The 20,040-nt window shown below is 66.4% G+C and carries 17 protein-coding genes; 12 read left to right on the forward strand and 5 right to left on the reverse strand.

The genetic code is table 11. The annotated features are described in order from the left end of the window. Positions 1-143: 143 nt before the first annotated feature. The 3 genes from AC3WUT_RS03245 (at position 144) to AC3WUT_RS03255 (ending at position 3,285) form a co-directional block, all read left to right on the forward strand. Positions 144-494 (forward strand): DUF1304 domain-containing protein, encoded by a 351-nt coding sequence (locus tag AC3WUT_RS03245; RefSeq protein ID WP_492345641.1) that lies wholly within the window; start codon positions 144-146, stop codon positions 492-494. A 291-nt stretch (positions 495-785) separates the two neighbouring features. Next, positions 786-1,796, forward strand: coding sequence for a Bug family tripartite tricarboxylate transporter substrate binding protein (locus AC3WUT_RS03250; RefSeq protein ID WP_492346155.1), 1,011 nt, complete (start codon positions 786-788; stop codon positions 1,794-1,796). Positions 1,797-1,944: 148 nt separating this feature from the next. Then, entirely contained in the window at positions 1,945-3,285 is a 1,341-nt protein-coding gene (locus AC3WUT_RS03255) for a diguanylate cyclase domain-containing protein (protein WP_492345642.1), read from the forward strand. A gap of 28 nt (positions 3,286-3,313) precedes the next feature. On the opposite strand, the gene AC3WUT_RS03260 is transcribed toward AC3WUT_RS03255, so the two are convergent. Continuing rightward, entirely contained in the window at positions 3,314-4,180 is an 867-nt protein-coding gene (locus AC3WUT_RS03260) for a LysR substrate-binding domain-containing protein (protein WP_492345643.1), read from the reverse strand. Between the two features lie 113 nt (positions 4,181-4,293). Here AC3WUT_RS03260 and AC3WUT_RS03265 point away from each other — a divergent pair, with 113 nt between their 5' ends. The 5 genes from AC3WUT_RS03265 to AC3WUT_RS03285 all read left to right on the forward strand — a co-directional run bounded on the left by AC3WUT_RS03265 (position 4,294) and on the right by AC3WUT_RS03285 (position 10,079). Continuing rightward, the gene (locus AC3WUT_RS03265) at positions 4,294-4,896 is read left to right on the forward strand and encodes a cysteine dioxygenase family protein (RefSeq protein WP_492345644.1); all 603 of its coding nucleotides are present in this window, start codon (positions 4,294-4,296) and stop codon (positions 4,894-4,896) included. Between the two features lie 116 nt (positions 4,897-5,012). After that, positions 5,013-6,602, forward strand: a complete 1,590-nt coding sequence (locus AC3WUT_RS03270; RefSeq protein ID WP_492345645.1) for a rhodanese-like domain-containing protein — start codon at positions 5,013-5,015, stop codon at positions 6,600-6,602. Between the two features lie 129 nt (positions 6,603-6,731). Further along, entirely contained in the window at positions 6,732-7,721 is a 990-nt protein-coding gene (locus AC3WUT_RS03275; protein ID WP_492346156.1) for a Bug family tripartite tricarboxylate transporter substrate binding protein, read from the forward strand. A 56-nt stretch (positions 7,722-7,777) separates the two neighbouring features. Continuing rightward, positions 7,778-8,998 (forward strand): cystathionine beta-lyase, encoded by a 1,221-nt coding sequence (metC, locus tag AC3WUT_RS03280; RefSeq protein ID WP_492345646.1) that lies wholly within the window; start codon positions 7,778-7,780, stop codon positions 8,996-8,998. A gap of 22 nt (positions 8,999-9,020) precedes the next feature. Next, positions 9,021-10,079, forward strand: coding sequence for a YeiH family protein (locus AC3WUT_RS03285; protein ID WP_492345647.1), 1,059 nt, complete (start codon positions 9,021-9,023; stop codon positions 10,077-10,079). 93 nt (positions 10,080-10,172) lie between these two features. Here the strand turns inward: AC3WUT_RS03285 and AC3WUT_RS03290 are convergent, their stop codons facing one another. After that, positions 10,173-12,662, reverse strand: coding sequence for a penicillin-binding protein 1A (locus AC3WUT_RS03290; RefSeq protein WP_492345648.1), 2,490 nt, complete (start codon positions 12,660-12,662; stop codon positions 10,173-10,175). A 155-nt stretch (positions 12,663-12,817) separates the two neighbouring features. Here AC3WUT_RS03290 and AC3WUT_RS03295 point away from each other — a divergent pair, with 155 nt between their 5' ends. Next, positions 12,818-14,167 carry a chloride channel protein gene (locus AC3WUT_RS03295; protein ID WP_492345649.1) on the forward strand — a complete coding sequence of 450 codons (1,350 nt, stop codon included), beginning with the start codon at positions 12,818-12,820 and terminating at the stop codon, positions 14,165-14,167. Between the two features lie 171 nt (positions 14,168-14,338). Here AC3WUT_RS03295 and AC3WUT_RS03300 read toward each other — a convergent pair whose 3' ends face one another. Both AC3WUT_RS03300 and AC3WUT_RS03305 read right to left on the reverse strand, forming a co-directional pair. Beyond that, positions 14,339-15,202: a nucleotidyl transferase AbiEii/AbiGii toxin family protein gene (locus AC3WUT_RS03300; protein ID WP_492345650.1), complete on the reverse strand. Its 864-nt coding sequence runs from the start codon at positions 15,200-15,202 to the stop codon at positions 14,339-14,341. After that, positions 15,199-15,804, reverse strand: a complete 606-nt coding sequence (locus AC3WUT_RS03305) for a type IV toxin-antitoxin system AbiEi family antitoxin domain-containing protein (RefSeq protein ID WP_492345651.1) — start codon at positions 15,802-15,804, stop codon at positions 15,199-15,201. Before AC3WUT_RS03305 ends, AC3WUT_RS03300 begins: the two co-directional genes overlap by 4 nt. 391 nt (positions 15,805-16,195) lie before the next feature. Between AC3WUT_RS03305 and AC3WUT_RS03310 the strand changes: the two genes are divergently transcribed. From AC3WUT_RS03310 to AC3WUT_RS03320, 3 genes are all read left to right on the forward strand, one after another. Next, a complete protein-coding gene (locus AC3WUT_RS03310; protein WP_492345652.1) occupies positions 16,196-17,173 on the forward strand; it encodes an MYG1 family protein in 978 nt (325 codons plus the stop codon). A 389-nt stretch (positions 17,174-17,562) separates the two neighbouring features. Next, positions 17,563-18,201 carry an FABP family protein gene (locus AC3WUT_RS03315; protein WP_492345653.1) on the forward strand — a complete coding sequence of 213 codons (639 nt, stop codon included), beginning with the start codon at positions 17,563-17,565 and terminating at the stop codon, positions 18,199-18,201. A gap of 57 nt (positions 18,202-18,258) precedes the next feature. Further along, positions 18,259-19,053, forward strand: a complete 795-nt coding sequence (locus AC3WUT_RS03320) for a class I SAM-dependent methyltransferase (protein ID WP_492345654.1) — start codon at positions 18,259-18,261, stop codon at positions 19,051-19,053. Positions 19,054-19,074: 21 nt separating this feature from the next. Here AC3WUT_RS03320 and AC3WUT_RS03325 read toward each other — a convergent pair whose 3' ends face one another. Next, on the reverse strand, positions 19,075-20,034 hold the full coding sequence (locus tag AC3WUT_RS03325; protein ID WP_492345655.1) for a LysR family transcriptional regulator: 960 nt from the start codon (positions 20,032-20,034) through the stop codon (positions 19,075-19,077). Positions 20,035-20,040 lie beyond the last annotated feature (6 nt).

The raw sequence follows: 20,040 nt of genomic DNA on the forward strand, positions 1-20,040 counted from the left end.
TGCCGTGGCCTGAGGCTGCGCCGCTGGGTGTCATTCAACGTCGTTCGAAATTGGGCGATTGACGATTCACGGGTGGCTTGACCACGCATTCCGCCTGTCCGCCGCCCCGGCTCGGGGCTTGGGTTTTCAAAAAGGAGCACTGAATGTTGGCAAAAGGTCTGATCGGGCTGGTGTGTCTGATCCACGCCCTGATTTTTCTGGCTGAGACGGTTTTCTACCGAAGCTGGGGAGTCAAGGTTTTCAGAATCAAACCGGAGGACGTGGACGCCAGGGCCGCGGCCATGTCCAACCAGGGTTGCTACAACGGCTTTCTGGTGGTGGCCCTGTTGCTGGGCTTGGTGTACCCCGAACCTGGGGTGGCCAAGGCCTTTGCCACCTACGGGTTGCTGTGCGTGGCGGTGGCGGGGGTCTGGGGGGCGGTGACCGTGGCCCGCAAGGTGTTGTTTGTGCAGACCGTTCCAGCAGTTCTGGGACTGGTGTTTTTATTCTGGTGACCTGGCAGGCCGATAGGCCGTTTGCAGAAGGCGCTGTCGACGCCGACGGGCTGGCCTGATCCTGCGCCGGCCCGCGCCAACCCTGCGGGCCCGGTGCTGAGCCCGACCCTGGGTGCAGGCCCCGATCGGCAAGGTTCGTCGGGGCAAGCCCCGGCCCCGGGCGGGCCCTCTCACGCGGTTTCATGCGTCAGACGGGTATCCGGGCAAAAATGCCCACCGCCGCCCATGAACGATGACCACAGCGCGTCATGCCATGGGCCTATCAGACCGACAGGAGACCGATCGATGCCAATGTCTTTTCACCCCTTGCCGCTGCAAACCCCCCAACGCCGCCGCGCCCTTTTGGGCGCCGCCAGTGCGGCGGTGTTGGGCCTCTTGGGCAGTGCTCCGTTGAGGGCACAAGAGGCCTTTCCGGCCCGACCCATCCGATTCATCGTGCCGTATGCCGCGGGGGGCACCACCGATCTGGTGGCGCGCACGGTGGGCGCGCGCATGGCGCAGACCCTGGGGCAGCCGGTGATCATCGACAACCGCGGGGGGGCCGGCGGCAACATCGGCATGGATGCGGTGGCCAAGTCGGCCCCTGATGGCTACACCGTGGGCATGGGCGCCATTTCGACCAATGCGCTGAATCCCCACATCTACAAGAAGATGGCGTTTGACCCGCGCAAGGACTTCACGGCGGTGGGCTTGCTGGGCAACTCGACCATCGTGCTCGAGGTGGGCTCGGCACTGCCGGTGAAGAACGTGGCTGAGTTGCTGGCGCATGCGCGCAAGAACCCGGGCCTGGCGTATGCCACGGCGGGCACCGGCACTTCGATGCACCTGGCCGGCGTGTTGTTTGCCCAGCTCAGCAAGACCGATTGGGTGCACGTGCCCTACAAGGGCAGTGCGCCGCTGGTGACGGACCTGATCGGCGGGCAGGTGCCTGTGGCGTTTGACAATCTGCCCGCCTCATTGCCCCACATCCAGGCCGGCAAGCTGCGGGCGCTGGCCGTGGCGGGGGCGCAGCGCTCACCGGCCCTGCCCGATGTGCCGACCCTGGCTGAAGCGGGGCTGAGCGATTACGCGGTCGAACCCTGGTTTGGTGTGTATGGCCCAGCGGGCCTGCCGGCTCCGGTGGTTCAGCGGCTGGAGCAGGCCCTGGCGCAGGCGTTGGCAGATCCTGCCGTGAAGGACAAGCTGGTGGCTGCGGGCTTCACGCCGCGCAGCGGCAGCGCGGCCGAACTGCAAGCCCTGACACTGCGTGAGTACGAGCGCCTGGGCAAAGTGGCCCGGCAGGCCCAGATGGGCGCAGATTGAGTGAGGGGCGGGGGTGTTGTTTGAGTGGACACGTTCTTGGCCTGACCGAGCTGGCCGCTGGGCGAACATGTTGAAATCAGCTACCCTCTCAAGTAACACTTTTGCGGCTTGACGATTTTCGTCCCCCCGCTCAGATCACAGAGCTTTCATGGACCGAATTGCCGACCTGCTGCTGGACGCCATCTGTGTGGTTGATGCCCACGGTATCTTCCAATACATCAGCCCCGCCGGTGAAGATATCTTTGGTTATGCCCCCGGGGAGATGATCGGCCGTCGCATGACCGATTTCATTGCCCCTTTTGATCAGGAGCGCACGCTGCAGGCGGCCCGGCACGTGATGGCAGGCCAGCCGCATCTGCATTTCGAGAACTGTTATGTGCGCAAGGACGGCTCTCTGGTGCACCTGATGTGGTCGGCCCGCTGGTCAGAGGAAGATCAACGGCGTTACGCCGTGGCGCGCAACGTCAGCGCGCTCAAGCAGGCCGAGGCCACGCAGGCCGCTCTGTTCGCCATCTCTGAGGCTGCGCATGCGAACGGCGACGTGCGCGAACTGATCGCCAACATCCATGCCATCGTCGGGGGCTTGATGCCGGCGCCGCACTTCAAGGTGCTGGTGCGGGATCCACAAGACGGGCGTTTCCGGATGGCCTACGACGCCCACGTCGGCCAGCCTGCGCCGTCTGACACCGATCACGAGGCGCCAGCCGATCGTCTCCTCAGTGAGGCTGCGATGGCTGGCGGGGGGCTGTTGCTGCTCACGCCGGATGACCTGCACGACAAACCCGACACTTGGCGTTCGGCCTTTGGGGCGGGCTGGGCGGCCAGGCTGGGCGTGCCCCTGAGCACGCCCGGCGGCACCCTGGGGGCCCTGATCCTGAAGCGTGACGCGGGCCACAGCCCGTGGCACGACAAAGAGCAGGCCCTGCTGCAATACGCAGCCACCCAGATCGCCACCGCCATCGAACGCAAGCAGATGCAGGCGCGTCTGCAGCACATGGCCCAGTTTGATGCGCTGACCGGGCTGCCCAACCGATACCTGTTGCACGACCGCATGGTGGGTGCGCTGGCGCGCGCCGAACGCACGGCGGGACGTCTGTCGGTGCTGTTTCTGGATCTGGACCGCTTCAAGCAGGTCAACGACACGCTGGGCCACAAGGTGGGCGACGGCCTGCTGCAAGAGGTGGCTCGCCGGATGCGGGATTGCGTGCGCGAAACCGACACGGTGGCCCGCATTGGCGGTGACGAGTTCGTGGTGCTGCTCGAATCCATCCAGGAGCCGTCACATGCCCTGCAAGTCGCCGACAAGATCCGGGCCACGCTGCAGCAGGCGCTCCGCATCGGGCGTCATACCCTGCAGATCACGCCCAGCATTGGTGTCGCCCATTACCCTGAGCATGGGGTGAGCACTGATCAACTGATGGCTCAGGCCGATGAGGCCATGTACGCGGCCAAGCGTGCGGGGCGACAGGCGTCGGTGCCCACGCACTGAGGCTGTGTTGCGGCTTTGGCGCCGGGGTTCACGCAGGGCTGGTGGCCAGTCGCAGGCGGTTCTTGAGGTTCTCGAACACCTGGCGGGTGAGTGGGTTCACAACGTGGCTGCGGATGTACAGGCGATAGATCAGGTCGGGCATGGCGGGCATGCCGTCGGCGGCCCCCAGCACCCTCAGGCCCGCGTCGAGTTGTTCCACCCCCCGCGCCGTGACGCCCAGGCCCGCGTGCAAGGCGGCCCGGATGCCGATCAGGCTCGGTGCCGAGCAGCGCGCGGTCCAGTTCATGCCCGCCGACTCCAACGCCTCGTGGCCCAGGCGCCGGTAGATGCTGGGGCCATCGGCGGTGATCAGTGGTACCGGTTTGCGGGGGTCGTGCACATAGCCCGCACCGCAAAGCCAGACCGTGGGGGAGGAGCGCAGCACCACCCCTTCCAGCGTGCTGTCGACCCGGTTGGACAGCGCCATGTCCAGTTCGCCCCGCTTGAGCGCCTCCATCAGGAAGGGGCTTCGACCCACATGGATCTCAAGCTGCAGCAGCGGTGAATGCCGGGCGATCTCGGCCAGCAACGGTGGCAGCATGGTCTGCGCCGTGTCGTGAGGCGATCCGATGCGCAGCAGGCCCTGCAACTGCCCCTGCTGCAGGGTGCGCAGCGCTTCGTCATTGATGTTCAACAGATGGCGTGCGTAGGTCAGCAGTCGTTTGCCGTGCTCAGTCAGGCCTTTGTTGCGTCCTTGCTTTTCGAACAGGGCTTGGCCGATCTGTTCTTCCAGGCGTTGCATCTGCTGGGTGATGGCGGACTGCGTGCGCCCCAACTGGACGGCGGCGGCGGCAAAGCTGCCGAGGTTGTCGATGGCGGCGAGCGTGCGAAGGAGTTCAAGGTCCAGGGTGTCCATGTATTAATTTTATTGAAGTGTTCTATGGCTGTGCCGGATTGTTTGTGTCGCTGCGTCTCACTAAAGTGAAGCGTGTCACGAACCTTTCACGAACCCTTCAGGATCTCCTCTCCATGAACACGACATCCCCTTCCATCGCCGTGCAACGTCAACAGGCCGTGCAGGCCGGCATCGCGCAGATGAAGCAGGCCTTGCAGGGCCAGGAGCCCACCCGGGCGCGTCTCGATCAGGTGTTGGCAGAGTTGCTCAAGCTGGCGGCCGCCAAGGCTTTCTGGCAAGCCGATACCTATGCCGCACCGGAAGCCGGCGAGCATCAGGCACGCTATCTGATTGCCGAAGATCCAGACCAGAGCTTTGCGCTCTACCTCAATGTGATGCGTCCCGGCAAACGCATCGTGCCGCACAACCACACCACCTGGGCCTGTGTGGCGGCGGTGGAGGGCACGGAGCACAACCGCGTGTACCAGCGCCTGGACGATGGATCGGTGCCCGGCGTGGGCCGCCTGCGCGAGACCGATTGCGTGCTGGTCGCACCCGGCTCAGGCATTGCCCTGATGCCTGAAGACATTCACTCGGTGGAAATCCATGGCGATCAGGTGATCCGCCACCTGCACATGTATGGCCGTGCGCTCGAAACCCTGAACACCCGTACCAGCTATGACCTCGACGCTGGCACCTGCCAGGTGATGGGCATCGGCGTCCAGACCCGCCGCTGACCGGTGCGGCTGCGGCCACCGCGGTCTGCTTTCTGGTTCTTGTCCCGCAACGTGCGGCGAGCCCGATGGGCTTGCTGCAGGCCTCGTTGCGCCCCAATTTTGTGTATCAGGCTCCCATGACGTCATACCTCTCACCCGCCCAATTGAAATCCTGGCTGCACGATGGCTCTGAACTGGCTGTGCTCGATGTGCGCGAACACGGTCAGTACGGCGAGGCCCATCTCTTTCATGCCGTGCCGCTGCCCTTGAGCCGACTGGAGATCGATGCGCCCCGATTGCTGCCCCGCCGCGGGGTGCGAGTGGTGGTGTACGACGCGGGCGATGACAGCCCGTGGCAGGTGGCCGAGCGCGCCGCCACGCGGCTGCAGGCCCTGGGTTACGGGCAGGTCAGCGTGCTGGCGGGAGGCACCCGCGCCTGGGCCGCAGCGGGGCATGTGTTGTTTGCCGGGGTCAACCTGCCCTCGAAGACCTTTGGCGAACTGGCCGAGCAGGTCTACCACACCCCGCGCATCAGTGCCGATCAACTGGCCCAGTGGCTGGCCCAGGGCCAACCCGTCACCGTGCTGGACGGGCGACCGGTGAGCGAATTCCGCAAGATGAACATCCCGGGGGCCCTGTGTTGCCCGAACGGAGAGCTGGCCTACCGTGTGAAGACCCTGGTGCCCGACCCGTTGCGGCCCATCGTGATCAACTGTGCCGGGCGCACGCGCAGCATCATCGGCGCACAGACCCTCATCAACCTGGGCCTTCCCAATCCGGTCTACGCGCTGGAGAACGGCACGCAAGGGTGGTACCTGGCCGATCATGTGCTGGAGCACGGCGGCGGTCGACGCTACCCCGACGATTCGGGCAGTGCAGCCCTGAAGCCTGAGGCCGAGCGCCTGGCGCGTCGTTTTGAGGTGCCCTTTGTGGATGCCCGCACCGTGCGCGAATGGGCGGTCGATCCCCAGCGCAGCCTGTTTCTGTGCGATGTGCGCACGCCCGAAGAATTTGCGGCAGGCAGCCTGCCTCAGGCCCAACACACCCCTGGTGGCCAATTGATGCAGGCGGCCGACCAGTACATCGGCGTGCGGGGCGCGCGCCTGGTGTTGTTCGACAGTGACGGCGTGCGGGCACCGACCGTGGCCAGCTGGCTGCGCCAGATGGGGCACGACGCCTGCGTATTGACCGGTGGTCTGGCCAGCGGCCTGGATCTGCCCGCGGCGAAGCTGCCCAAGCCGCCCCCGCTGCAAAGCATCCAACCCGCCGAACTGGCCGCGCGCCTGCGGGCCGGTGAATTGGCCCTGATCGACCTGAGGCCTGGCATGCAGTATCGCCAGGCCCACATCGCGTCGGCCGTGTGGTCCATCCGGCCGGCGCTGCCAGGGCTTCTGAAGCGCGAAAGCCGGCAGCCTGTGCTGGTGGCAGAGCATCCCGACGTGGCGGCGTGGGCCAGCACGGAGTGGCCCGAGAACCTGCCCATGCCTTTGCTGCTGGCGGGTGGGCTGGACGATTGGCGGTCGGCGGGCTTGCCCGTGGTGGCCAGCCCGGAGTCACCCAGCGATGCGCAATGCATCGACTACCTGTTTTTTGTGCACGACCGGCACGACGGCAACAAAGAGGCCGCCCGTCGCTACCTCGCCTGGGAGACCGGCCTGGTGGCCCAGCTGGACCCCGCTGAACGCGCTGGCTTTCGCTTGCCTGCCGCGTTGCCGCACCGCAGCTGAAGGGCGCAAGCGCCGGTACAAGGCGCTGCCCCAGGCTTTCAGAACGCCATGCCTCATGGCTTGCCTTATCGATTGCCCCCTCGCTCTGACCCACACAGGAGTTGACCCATGTCCCACCCCCTTCGCCCGATGTCGATCCCCTTCTGGCTGGCAGCCGTTGCCGTTCTGGCCGGCTGGCTGCAAGCCCCGGTGCATGCCCAGCCCTTGCCGCCGCGCAATGGCTTTCCGGTCCAGCCGATCCGCTTCATCTCGCCGTTTCCACCTGGCGGCGGCAACGATGGCACCACGCGACTGGTGACGGCGCGCCTGCAGGAGGTGACGGGCCAGGCCGCCGTGGTCGAAAACCGGGGCGGCGCCGGCGGCAACATCGGTGCCAAGGCCGTGCTCGAGTCCAAGGCGGACGGTTACACCGTGTTGTCCGGTCAGGTGTCGCTGATGGCGGTGAACCCCTCGCTGTATGCCTCGGCGGGCTTTGATCCGCAAAAGAACTTCATCCCCGTCACCCAGATCAATGCGGCGCCTCTGGCGCTGGTGGTGGCGGCGGATTCTCCGTACAAGACTTTCGCCGACCTGGCCGGTCGCACCCGCAGCCACCCGGGCACGGTGACCTACGGCTCTCCTGGCAACGGCACGCTGTCGCACTTGGCAGGGGTGATGCTGGCCAAAGACCACGGTGTGGAAATGACCCATGTGCCCTACAAGGGCGCGGGCCCGGCCATCACCGATCTGCTGGGCCGGCAGGTTGATGTGCTGCTCACCTCGACCGCATCGGTGGCAGGCATGGTGCAAAACGGCAAGATGCGCGCCCTGGCGGTGACCAGCCCGCGTCGGGTCGGCGTGTTTGCCAAGGTCCCCACGCTGGAGGAACTGGGCTATGCGAATGCGCGGTTTGAAGACTGGTATGGCTTCTTTGTGCCCGCCGGTACCCCGGCCGAGCGGGTGGCCTACCTTCATGAGGCCTTGGTGCGGGTCCTGCGTTCGCCGGAGGTGAGCCGTCAGATCACCGAGGGCGGCAGCGAGGTGGTGGCCAACACACCGGAGGCCTTTGCAGCGCAAGTGCGGCAAGACATCGAGCGCTGGTCGCGGGTGGTCAAGCTGTCGGGCGCACGGGTTGATTGAGGCCCAGCGCCTCAGCCCCACACCTGCATCCCAACCGCCAGCCCAAACCACCGCACATGACCACGAACCACACCCCATCCCATCCGGCTGGTGTCAGTCTCCAGACCCGCCTGTTGCATGCCGGGCAGACCCCCGAGCAGGCCGGAGGCCGTCCCGTCAACCCACCCCTGGTGCGGGCCAGTACCGTGCTGTTCGACAGCGTGGCGGCCCAACGCGAGATGCGCGGTCGGCGTGCCAGCGAGCGCCTGTTCACCTATGGTGCCCGTGGCACGCCCACCACCTTCGCGCTGGAAGACGCGGTCAGCGAGCTGGAAGGAGGCTATCGAACGCGCCTGTTCCCCACCGGGCTGGCGGCCGTGGGCATGACGCTGCTGGCCTACCTGAGGCCCGGCGACCATGTGCTGATGTCTGATGCGGTCTACGAGCCGGTGCGTCACCTGGCCGCCAGCTTTCTGGCCCCCTACGGCATCGACTGCAGTTTCTTCCGGGCCGACGGCCAGGATGTGGCCCGCCTGGTCCGGCCCGCGACCCGCATGGTGTATGCCGAATGCCCGGGATCGCTGGTGTATGAGATGTGCGACCTGCCTGAGTTGGCGGCCCTGGCCCATGCCCAGGGGGCCTGGCTGGTGGCGGACAACACCTGGGGCTCGGGGTGCCAGTATCGGCCGTTGGCCCTGGGGGCGGACATCTCCATCATGGCGGCCACCAAGTACCTGTCGGGCCATTCGGATGTGATGATGGGCACGGTCTGCACCACCCGGGAGGCCTGGCAAACCCTGGCCGATCGCAGCGATGCCTTCGGCATGACCGTGAGCCCCGACGACGCCTGGCTGGTGCTGCGTGGCATGCGCACGCTGTCGGCCCGCCTGCAGATGCACGAGCGCCATGCCCTGCACCTGGCGCACTGGCTGCAGGGCCGGCCCGAGGTGGCCACCGTGTTCTGCCCGGCGTTGCCCTCGCACCCTGGGCACGCGCTGTGGCGGCGGGACTGCAAGGGCACCAACGGGCTGCTGTCCTTTGAGATGCAGCCCTCAATGGCGCCGCAGGCGGCTGAGCAACTGATCGATCGTCTCGCCCTGTTCGGCATCGGGGCCTCGTGGGGCGGCTATGAAAGCCTGGCCACGCTGGCCGACATGAACAAGGCCCGGAGCCTGGAGGACTGGCGGGGACGGGGTGCCGTGGTGCGCCTGCACGTGGGCCTGGAGGACCCGGTCGACCTGCAGAACGATCTGGCGCAGGCGTTTGCCTCCTTGGCGCCTTTCGGCACTGCCTTTTGAGCGGCCCTTGGATTGGCTTGCCATGAGGACCTTCTCGGATTGGCCGGCATTGCATGCCGGAGTGGGGCGCTTGCGCGTGCTGTGGCCTGGTGCCGCGATGGCCGCCTTGGTCATGGTGTCGGCCACCTTCATGGCCGAGCATTACGGGGGGCCCTTGCTGCTTTACGCGCTCTTGCTGGGCTTGGCGCTGAACTTTCTTCACGAGGATGCGCGCTGCCGTCCCGGCATCGATTTCTGCACCCGCACGGTGTTGCGCGCTGGCGTGGCCCTGCTGGGAGCGCGCATCACCCTGGGGCAGGTCAGCAGCCTGGGTGCGGGGCCGTTCTGCGTGGCCGTGGCCGGCGTGGTCAGCACGATCTGCCTGGGGGCGTGGCTGGCTGGGCGCATGCAACTGACACGCGACATGGGGCTGCTGTCGGGGGCGGCCGTCTCGATCTGCGGTGCCTCAGCGGCCTTGGCCGTGTCGGCGGTGATGCCCAGGTCCGAGGAGAACGAGCGCTGCGTGCTGCTGACGGTGGTGGGGGTGACCGGTTTTTCCACCCTGGCCATGGTCTTCTACCCGCCGCTGGCCTTGCTGCTGCAACTGCCCGATGTGGCGGCAGGCATTTTGCTGGGCGGCACCATCCACGATGTCGCGCAGGTGGTCGGGGCGGGTTCGATGATCTCGCCGCACGCGGCGGATGTGGCCATCATCGTCAAATTGTTGCGTGTGCTGTTGCTGGTGCCGGTGGTGGCCTTGCTGGCCCTCTACTGGCGTGGCCGGCACAGGGCCCGGGTATCACCCGCAGCGCCCGCGGATGCGGTCGGCCGGGCCCCTCTGGTGCCCTTGTTCCTGCTGGCATTCATGGGGCTGGTGTTGCTGAACAGCGTCGGTGGCGTGCCGGTCACGGCGGGGCGGCTGTTGGGTGACCTGTCGCGTGTCTGTCTGGTGGTGGCCATGGCGGCCCTGGGCATGAAGACCTCACTGGCCAGGCTGGTGGCGCTGGGTTGGCGGCCCGTGCTTTTGATGCTGGCCGAAACCCTGTGGCTGCTGGCCTTGTTTGTGGGCTACCTGTGGCTGGACCGGGCGGGCCACTCTTGAGTCCAGCGGGTTCCCGGCGGGGAAGCACGCGAGCGGCGCACGGTGCGCTCACTCATCGTGCCCCCATCTCGCGTCCATGGCTTACCGCCGGCTTCAACGCTGTTCGTAAGGCAAGGGTTGCGGCGATGAAGCCTGAGGCGAGCTGGGCTGGGGCAGCACCTGGGGCGCCGGGCTTTCTTCGCGCGGCTCGGTGATGATGTCGTCGATCTTTTTCTGCAACGGGTCGGGTGCTGTCTCAGGTACAGGCGGCGGTGGGGCGGGCGGATTGGCCGGCATCGGCGGGGTCGGCGGGCGGGCAGGGGCCTTGGCGGGCTGTGACCAAAGGCCATGCGGCAGGTGTTGCAGCAGTCGCTGCGCCAGGCCTTGCCACAGGTCGTGAAGTTGTTGCCTGAGGCTTTCGCGGGCGCGTTGAAGCAGTCGTTGCAGCCAGTTGCTGTCGTCCGGGGGCTCGAAGCGGGCCTTGCCGTCGATCAAGCGGGCGCGCAAGGCCTTGGACACCACGTCGCCCACGATGGGCAGGGCACTGTGTGCACCCTGGCCCCAGTAGTCGCTGCGCAGGGTGATGCGGCTGTCGTTGAAGCCCACCCAGGCGCCGGCCACCAACTGGGGCTGCATCAGGATGAACCAGCCGTCGGTGTTGTCCTGGGTCGTGCCGGTCTTGCCGGCCACGTCGGCCCGGATGCCCCAGCGGTTGCGGATGTCGGTGCCGGTGCCGCGGTCCACCACGCCGCGCAGGGTGTCGATCAGGGTGTAGGCCACGCGCTCGGGCAAGGCTGCCTCGGCGCGGGCCGGGGCCAGGTCTTCGATCACGTGGCCCTGGCGATCTTCGATTCGGGTGACCAGCGTGGGCTCCAGATAGCGCCCCTGGTGGACGATGCTGGCATAGGCGTTGACCATCTCCTTCAAGCTGACCAGGCTGGTGCCCAGGGCGATCGAGGGCACCTCCTCGAGCTTGCTCTGGCGCACGCCCAGGGCGCGCGCCAGCCGGGCCACCTTGTCGGGGCCCACCTTTTGCACCAGTTGGGCGGTGATGGTGTTCTTGGAATAGGCCAGCCCATCGCGCAGGCTCATGGGGCGCCCGCTGGGCGGACTTTCGTCACTGGGGCGCCAGACCTCATTGCGGCCCACCGCGATCTCGATGCTCTGGTCGACCAGCGTGTCGTCAGGGCTCATGCCCTGGCGGAAGGCCTCGCCATACACAAAAGGCTTGAAGGTGGAGCCGGGCTGGCGGCGTGCCTGCTGCACGTGGTCGTAGGCGTCCTGCTCGAAGTCGCGGCTGCCCACCCAGGCCCGCACCTGGGCGTTGCGTGGGTCCAGGGCCAGAAATCCGGCTTGCAGCAAGGTCTTCTGTTGCAGCAGGCTGCGCATGAAGGGCGTGTCGGCCTGCAGCTTCTTCAGGGCCTGGGCATCGTTCAGGCCGCCGGCCAAGGCGCTGCGGTAGGCCGGGGTGTCGCGCATGAAGCCCTGCACCAACGGGTTCTTGGCGTTCCAGGTGCTGGCGCCGGCCCAGGCGGCATTGGCCACTCGTTGCAGCTGGGCGGTCTGGCGCTGCACCGCCTGGTTGGCCAGGGCCTGCAGACGCGAGTCGAGCGTGGTGCGCACCACCAGGCCATCGGTGTAGATGTTGTAGTCGTTGCGGTCGGCCCAGGCCACCAGCCATTTGCGCACTTGCTGGGCAAAGTGGGCGGCCGGTCCCGGGGGCTCGGTCTGGCGCTCGAAGTCGATGCGCAGGGGGCGGCTCTTGAGGGCCTCGAAGGCCGTGGCCGAGAGCTTGTCGCGCTTGACCATCTGGGACAGCACGATGTTGCGCCGTTGCTGCGCGCGCTCCGGGTTGAGCACCGGGTTGTAATAGCTGTTGCCCTTGAGCATGCCCACCAGGGTGGCGCTTTGCAGCACATCCAGGGCATCGGCCGAGCTGTCGAAGTAGGTGCGAGCCGCCATTTCGATGCCGAAGGCGTTGTACAGAAACGGCACGGTGTTGAGGTAGGTCTCCAGGATCTCGGGCTTGCTGTAGACGATCTCGATCTTGACCGCGGTGATGGCCTCCTTGAGCTTGCGCGTCAGCGTGGGGGCCCGGCCCACTTCGTCGGGGTACAGATTGCGCGCCAGTTGCTGCGTCAGGGTCGAGCCGCCCTGGCGGCTGCCGCCGAAGGTGCTGAGCGCCGCCGAGCCCAGGCGGCGCCAGTCCAGCCCATGGTGCTGGTAGAAGCGGTGGTCTTCGGTGGCAATCAGGGCGTCCACCACATGGGGTGAGATGCGCTTGAGGGGCACCCACTCGCGGTTGGCGCGCTTGAATTCGGTGATCAGCTTGCCGTCGGCCGACAGGATCTGCGCCGGCTGCTCCTGGTTGGCCTTGCGGATGTCCTGGATGCTGGGCGTGAACGGGATCAGCAACACGGTGTAGAGCACCAGCCCCAGGGGCACCGCAGCCACGGCCCAGGCCACGCGGCGTCGGTTCAGTCGGGCCGCCACGGCCGCGCCCAGGGCCTTGGCCAGCGCCGGGCTGCTCTGCAGCGCGGCTCCCAGGCGGGGGAGAACACGGTTGGGCGGGGAAGGGGTGGGCTCTGGGGTCTCGGGTGTCATGGCGGGCGCGGATCAGCGCGCAGTGCTGGCGCGGCGAAGGGGGGAGTGTAGGGCCTGTCAGCACAGGGCCCCCACGCATTTGGATTTGTACAAATACAATCGAGCCCACGCTGGCACAGACCTCGCGCCGGGCCATTCCATCTCACGCTCACACCATGAAACAGCATCCCCAGGTCATGCAGGCCATTCGCAGAGAGCTTTCCGACTGGCGCCTGTGGTCGGTGCGGGCGGTCGTCATGGGCTTCGCCGTGTTGTCGGGCCTCACGGTGGTGCTTTTCACCTGGCTGACCGAACAGGCTTTGCTGGCCTTTCACGCCCTGCAAGGCCTGGCCTGGTGGGCCCCTCTGTTGTGGACGCCGCTGGGCACGGCCGCCGTGGTGTGGCTGACGCGGCGTTTTGCTGCGGGCGCTGCGGGCTCGGGCATTCCGCAGGTCATGGCCGCCCTGACACCGGGCCTGCCGGCACCGGCCAGCGCCTGGTTTGTGTCACTGCGGCTGACCCTGGCCAAGATGCTGCTCACCGCCAGTGGCCTGCTGTGCGGCCTGTCTTTGGGGCGCGAAGGCCCCTCGGTGCAGATCGCGGCTGGCGTGATGCACTCGGCGCGGCGCTTTTTGAAGCCGGGTGGGCCGGTGTCGGAGCAGGGCCTGTTGATCGCGGGGGGGGCCGCCGGCATTGCCGCGGCCTTCAACACGCCGCTGGGCGGCATCATGTTTGCCATCGAAGAGTTGTCCCGCAAGCCCGAGCAGCGCAGCAACGGCCTGATCATGGCGGCCATCGTGCTGTCGGGGCTGATGGCGGTGTCGGTGTACGGCAACGCCACGTATTTCGGGGTGATCCGGCCCGGGGTGGTCGACCTCGGCCTGTTGGTGCCGGCATTGGCCGTGGCCGTGGTGTCCGGTCTGGCTGGCGGCTTGTTCTCGCGCCTGATGGTGGCTTCGCTCAGCATGGCCTCGGGCGATGTGTTCACGCGCTGGCGCCGGGCCTTCCCGGTGCGCTTTGCCGCCGGCTGCGGCCTGGCGGTGGCCGTGATGGGGCTGGCCAGCGATGGGGCCACCTTCGGCAGTGGCTACCAGCACACCCGCAGCCTGCTGGAGGGGCCGCAGCAAGCCAATCCGCTGTATGTGCTGCTGAAGTTCGCGGCCACCTGGATCACCAGCTGGTCAGGCGTGCCCGGGGGCATTTTTGCGCCTTCTCTGGCGATCGGCGCCGGCATCGGCAATGACCTGGCCCAGTGGCTCAACCCGGCGCAGGCCAGCACCCTGATCGCCCTGGGCATGGCGGGCTTTCTGGCCGCGGCCACCCAGGCACCGCTCACCGCCTTCATCATCGTGATGGAAATGGTCGATGGTCACGGCCTGGTGCTGAGCCTGATGGCCAGTGCCCTGGTGGCCAGCGGCGTGTCGCGCCTGATCAGCCTGCCGCTGTATGCCTCGCTGGCGCACCTGCAGTGGTTGCGTCTGCCGGAGGGGCTGAGGGGGCGGAGCGAGGCCGGGCCGTCGTCGTGAATCCAAGACCCGGTGCAGTCGATACCGGTGGATTGGCCCAGGATGATGGCTTGTTCGATTTGCTCGTTGGGGGGGGGTGTCCGTGACAAGGGGGCAGAGAAAGCGCCGTCGCCCCGATCAGTTTGGCCTTGAGCTAGCAGCCAGGTGGGTGGCTAACCCATGAGATGGTCTTCAACGAGCGACGGCGTTCAACGCTGGGGCCAATGCCACGCCCAAACGACCCACGATGGCGGGCAAGGGTTCTGGCTGAAGCTCGTTCTTCCTGAGAAAAGCCAGCCACAGCGCCTGGCGCGAAGCGTCGTGTGCAAACTCGTCTGTCAGGCCGACGGGGAGTGCTTCAGGCGCTGCCATGCCCCGTCTTTGAAATGTGGCGTTGATGGCATGGGCCAGCAGATCGGTGTCTAGAGTTTCTCGTTCAAACAGCACCGACAGATCGAAATAGTCCTTCAAGCGGCTGTTGGTCATGCCAAGCAAAGCGATGGCGTGGAGCTTTTCTGCGATGACGGTGTACGCAGGGTAAGCCCGCAGCCGCGGCGCGGGCATCTCCTCCAGCAGCACCGGATACACCGAATCAACAGGCGCTGGGGTGACCGCGTCGCCGAAGCCGACGTCGATCTGGGTTTTGCAACGTGCCCTGGCCAGATCGGCCGCAATGACGACACGGACGCCGCCGTAGCCCGCTTCCTTTCGGATTTCCTCCACCACGACGGAGGCCGGGTTGAACACGATACCGTCGCCGACCGGGACGGCTGCGATGTCCCGGAATACTTGGGCCACGGACTCCAGATCGCTGGCACCGAATCCCAAGAGGTCTGCATCGCGTGTGGCCCGGTGTGGCATGTCGTACCAAAGCGTGAATAGCAGCGCACCTTTGAGAAGAAAGCGATCTGCGTGCGGCGACTGGGTCAGCCGATAGAGGATGCGCTCCAATGCAAAGCGCACCAGCACCTGATTGAAGTCGACACCTTGCGCCTTGGCGACATTAAGCAGGCGCGCTCTGATGGATGACGCGACATTGTGGGCGGCCGCACTCATCCGACGCTTTCCAGGTAGGGGCGCATTACGTTGGCTACGCGGCAAATCTTGGCGAAGCGCCAGAGGTCGTTGACGGATGCCTTGCTGCGCGAGCGGGCATCTTTCAGCGCCTCCAACGCCACATCGAGCCCGATCTTGTGACGGTACTTGAAACAGTCGGCCACGGTCTTGGCCACGCCGTACACCCGTAGCTTGACGCCGTCGCGGTCGACTTCCTCAACCCCTGCTGAGTAGGCATCGCCTGTGAATTGCACCATCTTGACGGGCGGATAGTCGGCACGAGGCGGGTGGCTGCCCCTTGGCATGGCGATCCAGATCTGACGAGGCAACTGCGTTGTCAGTTCATGAAACTGCAGCGCAGTGAGCAGGCAGAACACCGCTTGGGGTGCCTTGGTGGCGACGGTGCCCAGGCTCTCGAATTCGGAAACCTGTGTATCCGGCAGACGGTACAGGCCGCGCCCCACCTTCTCCAGCAGGCCCGCAGCGGTCAGGCGTGTCAGTACAACCCGAGGCGCATTGATGGCGTTCAAATCGCTGGTGCGCAGTAGCCCCTTCTGGCTGGCCAGATCGAGGACGCGCTGATGGTGGGTACTGGATGGCATGGGTGGAGTATGTTCCGTTATTTCGTCGAAAACAAATTTTGGAAGATAAAACGGAACATTCAAACCACGTTCTTCCGCTATTGTCGATCCGGCGCGAGTTTGTCATGGGCCTCGAAGACGCCCAGCGGGGCGGCGCTCAACGTGCCTGGATTGCAGCTCGATGGATGGATGACGGGCACTTGCCCGGCGTGATCGGGCAGCTGTGACACCGCCCCATGAACGAATCGTTCTATCGCGCACTCGCTGTTGCGGACGCATCTCTTTCACCGCTGCGCGGCAATCAGATCGTCACGGGCCGGTCTGGGATCGTCACCTTGCTAGGGTTCAATCCCCCAGTCTGGGGGCTGCCCTTGCTGAACGCTCAGGCGCCCGCACTCACTAAAATCCCCCCATGACCGACCACAAGACCATCGCCACCCACAGTGGCACCTTCCACGCCGACGACGTTTTTGGCGTGGGCGTGCTCATGGGGGTGCATCCCTCGCACACCCTGATCCGAACCCGCAAGAACGAACTGATCGAGGCCGCCGATTTCGCGGTCGATGTCGGCGGGCAGTGGGACGCGGCGCGTGGGCGTTTCGACCACCACCAGCGCGGCTTTGACGGCGCTCGCCCGGCCCGATGGGTGGACGGCGCAAGCCAGCCCGGCGTGGGCTATGCCAGTGCCGGCCTCGTGTGGGCCGCCCATGGCACCGACTATGTGCGCGCGCTGGCGCAGGCCCAGGGCCATGCGCTGGACGACGCGGCGGTGGCCGAGGTGGTGCGTTCGCTCGATGCCTCGCTGGTGCAGTACCTCGACATCGTGGACACCGGCCAGGGCGATGTGGCCCCGGGCATCTTCGGCCTGTCGGCCCTGGTCTCGCAGCTCAACACCCATTGGATGGACGAGCAGGGCCTGACGCAGGACACCAAGGCCGCTCTGCAGGAGACCCGCTTCCGTGAGGCGATCGCCATCACCCGCCGCTTTCTGGACCACGCCATCGTGCGCAAGATCTCACAGCTGCGCGCCAAGGAAACCGTGCGCAATGCCCCGCGCCTGCTCGACGGGCGCGTGCTGCACCTGCGTGAGGGCGGCATGCCCTGGACCCACGTGGTGCTTGAAGAAATGCCTGAAGTGCTGCTGGTGATCTACCCCGATTCGGATGGCGACCAATACCAGATCAAGACCGTGCCGATCGAGCCCGGTTCGTTCACCGCCAAGATGGACCTGCCCGAAGCCTGGGCCGGCCTGCGCGAGCAGGAGATGGCGGCCGTCACCGGGGTGGCCGACAGCGTGTTCTGCCACATGAACCTGTTCATTGCCGGCGCCCGCAGCCAGGCCGGTGCCGTGCGCCTGGCTGAACTGGCCCTGCAATCCGCCGGCCGCTGAAGCCTCGGGCAAGGCCGGCAGTTTTCCCTGCAAACCCTGAACAACACTGTGGATAAGCCGTGCCCAGGGGGCTGAAAGCCAGGGTAAGTACTTGATTCACAAGGGCTTGTGTTGCGCTGCTCAATGATTGGGCAGTTGCTGGCGCTGGGCTTGGTGGTGGGCTGTCGGGCTCATTTATCCGAAATGATCTTGGTTCGGATCAATCATCTGGAGCGAGATGACAATGGATAAATCGGGGCTCTTGGCACCTTGTTACGCGAGAGCCAAGTCAGAGCGTGTGTCCGTTCTATGATCCAGAGGTGTCGGTTCACCGCTGCCGTCCCGGGCTCGCTGGAGTCGGGCGCCTGCTGGGGGCCGACATCGCCCCCAACCCAAGCATCTGCATTGCCATGTCGCACACCTTCGCCCAGGACATCTACACCGAGCCCGCCAACCTTGACTTCAACACCCTGGCCAACCTGGGCCCGCTGGCCCCCATGGCCGGCGTGTGGGAGGGCAACCGTGGGCTGGACGTCAAACCCAAGGCCGACGGCCCGCGCAAGCAGGCCTATGTCGAGCGCATCGAGCTGCAACCCATCGACCCGCAGACCAACGGCCCGCAGCTGCTGTATGGCCTGCGCTACCACGTGCACGTGGTCAAGCCCGGCCAGACCAAGACCTACCATGACCAGGTCGGCTACTGGCTGTGGGAGCCGGCCACCGGCACGGTGATCCAGACCCTGGCCATTCCGCGCGGCCAGATCGCCATGGCGGTGGGCCAGGCCGCCCCCGATGCCACCCGCTTCGAGCTGGTCTCCACCCTGGGCGACACGCATGCCAACATCAGCTCCAACCCGTTTCTGGATCACGCCTTCAAGACGGTGGAGTACCGCATCGAGGTCACCATCCACCCCGACGGCAGTTGGGGCTACAGCGAAGACACGGTGATGATGATCCGGGGCCAGACCGAGCCCTTCCACCACACCGATCGCAACCACCTGTTCAAGGTGGCCGAACCCACCCCCAACCCGATGGCTCGCCCGGCCTGAGGGCGCCCAGAGCAGGCCCAGCCCTCGGCTCGCTCGATCCTGGCAAGGAGTCCATCCATGACCCAGCCCATTTCTGCTTCTGAGACCCTGCCGGTGCACCAGGCCGCCCAACAAGGGTTCTCGCAAGCCGCCCAGGCCTACGCCCAGGGCCGCCCCGACTACCCGGCCGAGTTGCTGCCCTGGCTGCAGCAGGCCCTGGGCCTGGGCCCGGCCAGCCGGGTGCTGGACCTGGGGGCTGGTACCGGCAAGTTCACCCGCTTGCTGGCCCGCACGGGCGCTCAGGTGGTCGCGGTTGAACCGGTGGCTGAAATGCGGGCCCAGTTGACGGCTGCGCTACCGGGCGTGAGCGCCCTGGGTGGCACGGCCGAGGCGTTGCCCTTGCCCGACGCCTCGGTCGATGCGGTGGTTTGCGCGCAGGCCTTCCACTGGTTTGCCACCGAGGCCGCGCTGCAAGAGATCCACCGCGTGCTGCGCCCCGGCGGCTGCCTGGGCCTGGTCTGGAACGTGCGCGACGAATCGGTCGATTGGGTGGCCAGGCTGACCGAGCTGATCACACCGCATGAAGGCGATGCGCCGCGCTTCTACAAGGGCGATTGGCGCAAGCCTTTCACAGGGCGCTGGTTCACGCCCTTGGCGCTGAGCCGTTTCAGTTACCAGCATGTGGGCCCGCCGGCCCAGGTGATCGTGGACCGATTCATGTCGGTCAGCTTCATCGCCGCATTGCCGCCCGACAAGCAGGACGTGGTGCGCCAACAATTGCAAAACCTCGTCGGCCACCACCCGGCCCTGAGCGGCCAGGCCACGGTGGCCTTTCCATACCAGACCGAGGCATACCTGTGCCAACGGCTCTGAATCCACGGTGGGCCGGGGCGCTCAGGCGGGGCGGCTGGCGGCCAGCTCGGCCTTGATCCAGCGGCAGAATGCCCTGGCCGGATCCGGTTGGGCACAACGCGGGTGGATGAACGCCAGGTAACTGCCCTCGCCGCGCACACGCTCCAGTGGCAACTCGTTCAGCAGGCCTTGTTGAAGATGGCTGGCCACCAAAAACGACGGCGCCACCAGCACCCCTGCGCCACTCAGGGCCGCCGCGATGGCCAGAAAGTAATGATCGAATCCGGCCTGGATGTGCAGCCCGCCAGCACCCAGCCCCTGGCGCTGAGACCACAGGGCCAGCACATCAGGCCGCGATCGGGCCACCAGCAAGGGCCAGCTTGATACCGGTTTGTGATGCCAGCGGCGCAGTTGCTCGGGCGTGGCCACGGCCACCAGCTCCTCGTGGGCCAGGTGCCACTGCTCGGCATGCCCCAGGTTCAGATCGCGTGTCACCAGCACATCAAAGGCATCGTCGGGTTGGGGCATGGCCAGCGAGGTGGTCAGCTCGACGCTGATGTGGTGGGCCGCCTGAAAGCGGGCCAGTGCCGGGATCAGCACTGCCATGGCCAGCGAAGGCAAGGAGGTGCGCACCTGCAACACCGAAGGTCCGGCGGTGCGGCTGCGCAATTGCTGACTGGTCAGCTCGATGGTGGCCATCGCATCCTGGACCGTGTCGAAGTACAGGCGCCCAGCTTCGGTCAGGCTCAGGCCCGTGCCGCTGCGCTGGAACAGCACTTGGCCCAGCCAGGACTCCAGGGTGGCCACATGGCGACTGACGCCACTTTGCGTCAGCCCCAGGTGTTGAGCCGTGCGCTTGAAACTGCCCCAGCGCGCCGCCTCGACAAACACCCGCACGGCGTTCAACGGCACCTGCTGTGGCCGCCCAGGCCGGGGCCGATCTGGTGTTGGCTGCGCTGGGGCGGTGTGATCGGGGAGGGTGGGGGTATCTGATTGACTCATGATGGG

The sequence above is a fragment of the Curvibacter sp. EU05-FHT14A10 genome (assembly GCF_058791075.1).

Coding starts and splice junctions, on each gene's coding strand:
- AC3WUT_RS03245 (WP_492345641.1), top strand. CDS start 144: ATGTTGGCAAAAGGTCTGATCGGGCTGGTGTGTCTGATCCACGCCCTG.
- AC3WUT_RS03250 (WP_492346155.1), top strand. CDS start 786: ATGTCTTTTCACCCCTTGCCGCTGCAAACCCCCCAACGCCGCCGCGCC.
- AC3WUT_RS03255 (WP_492345642.1), top strand. CDS start 1,945: ATGGACCGAATTGCCGACCTGCTGCTGGACGCCATCTGTGTGGTTGAT.
- AC3WUT_RS03260 (WP_492345643.1), bottom strand. CDS start 4,180: ATGGACACCCTGGACCTTGAACTCCTTCGCACGCTCGCCGCCATCGAC.
- AC3WUT_RS03265 (WP_492345644.1), top strand. CDS start 4,294: ATGAACACGACATCCCCTTCCATCGCCGTGCAACGTCAACAGGCCGTG.
- AC3WUT_RS03270 (WP_492345645.1), top strand. CDS start 5,013: ATGACGTCATACCTCTCACCCGCCCAATTGAAATCCTGGCTGCACGAT.
- AC3WUT_RS03275 (WP_492346156.1), top strand. CDS start 6,732: ATGTCGATCCCCTTCTGGCTGGCAGCCGTTGCCGTTCTGGCCGGCTGG.
- metC (WP_492345646.1), top strand. CDS start 7,778: ATGACCACGAACCACACCCCATCCCATCCGGCTGGTGTCAGTCTCCAG.
- AC3WUT_RS03285 (WP_492345647.1), top strand. CDS start 9,021: ATGAGGACCTTCTCGGATTGGCCGGCATTGCATGCCGGAGTGGGGCGC.
- AC3WUT_RS03290 (WP_492345648.1), bottom strand. CDS start 12,662: ATGACACCCGAGACCCCAGAGCCCACCCCTTCCCCGCCCAACCGTGTT.
- AC3WUT_RS03295 (WP_492345649.1), top strand. CDS start 12,818: ATGAAACAGCATCCCCAGGTCATGCAGGCCATTCGCAGAGAGCTTTCC.
- AC3WUT_RS03300 (WP_492345650.1), bottom strand. CDS start 15,202: ATGAGTGCGGCCGCCCACAATGTCGCGTCATCCATCAGAGCGCGCCTG.
- AC3WUT_RS03305 (WP_492345651.1), bottom strand. CDS start 15,804: ATGCCATCCAGTACCCACCATCAGCGCGTCCTCGATCTGGCCAGCCAG.
- AC3WUT_RS03310 (WP_492345652.1), top strand. CDS start 16,196: ATGACCGACCACAAGACCATCGCCACCCACAGTGGCACCTTCCACGCC.
- AC3WUT_RS03315 (WP_492345653.1), top strand. CDS start 17,563: ATGTCGCACACCTTCGCCCAGGACATCTACACCGAGCCCGCCAACCTT.
- AC3WUT_RS03320 (WP_492345654.1), top strand. CDS start 18,259: ATGACCCAGCCCATTTCTGCTTCTGAGACCCTGCCGGTGCACCAGGCC.
- AC3WUT_RS03325 (WP_492345655.1), bottom strand. CDS start 20,034: ATGAGTCAATCAGATACCCCCACCCTCCCCGATCACACCGCCCCAGCG.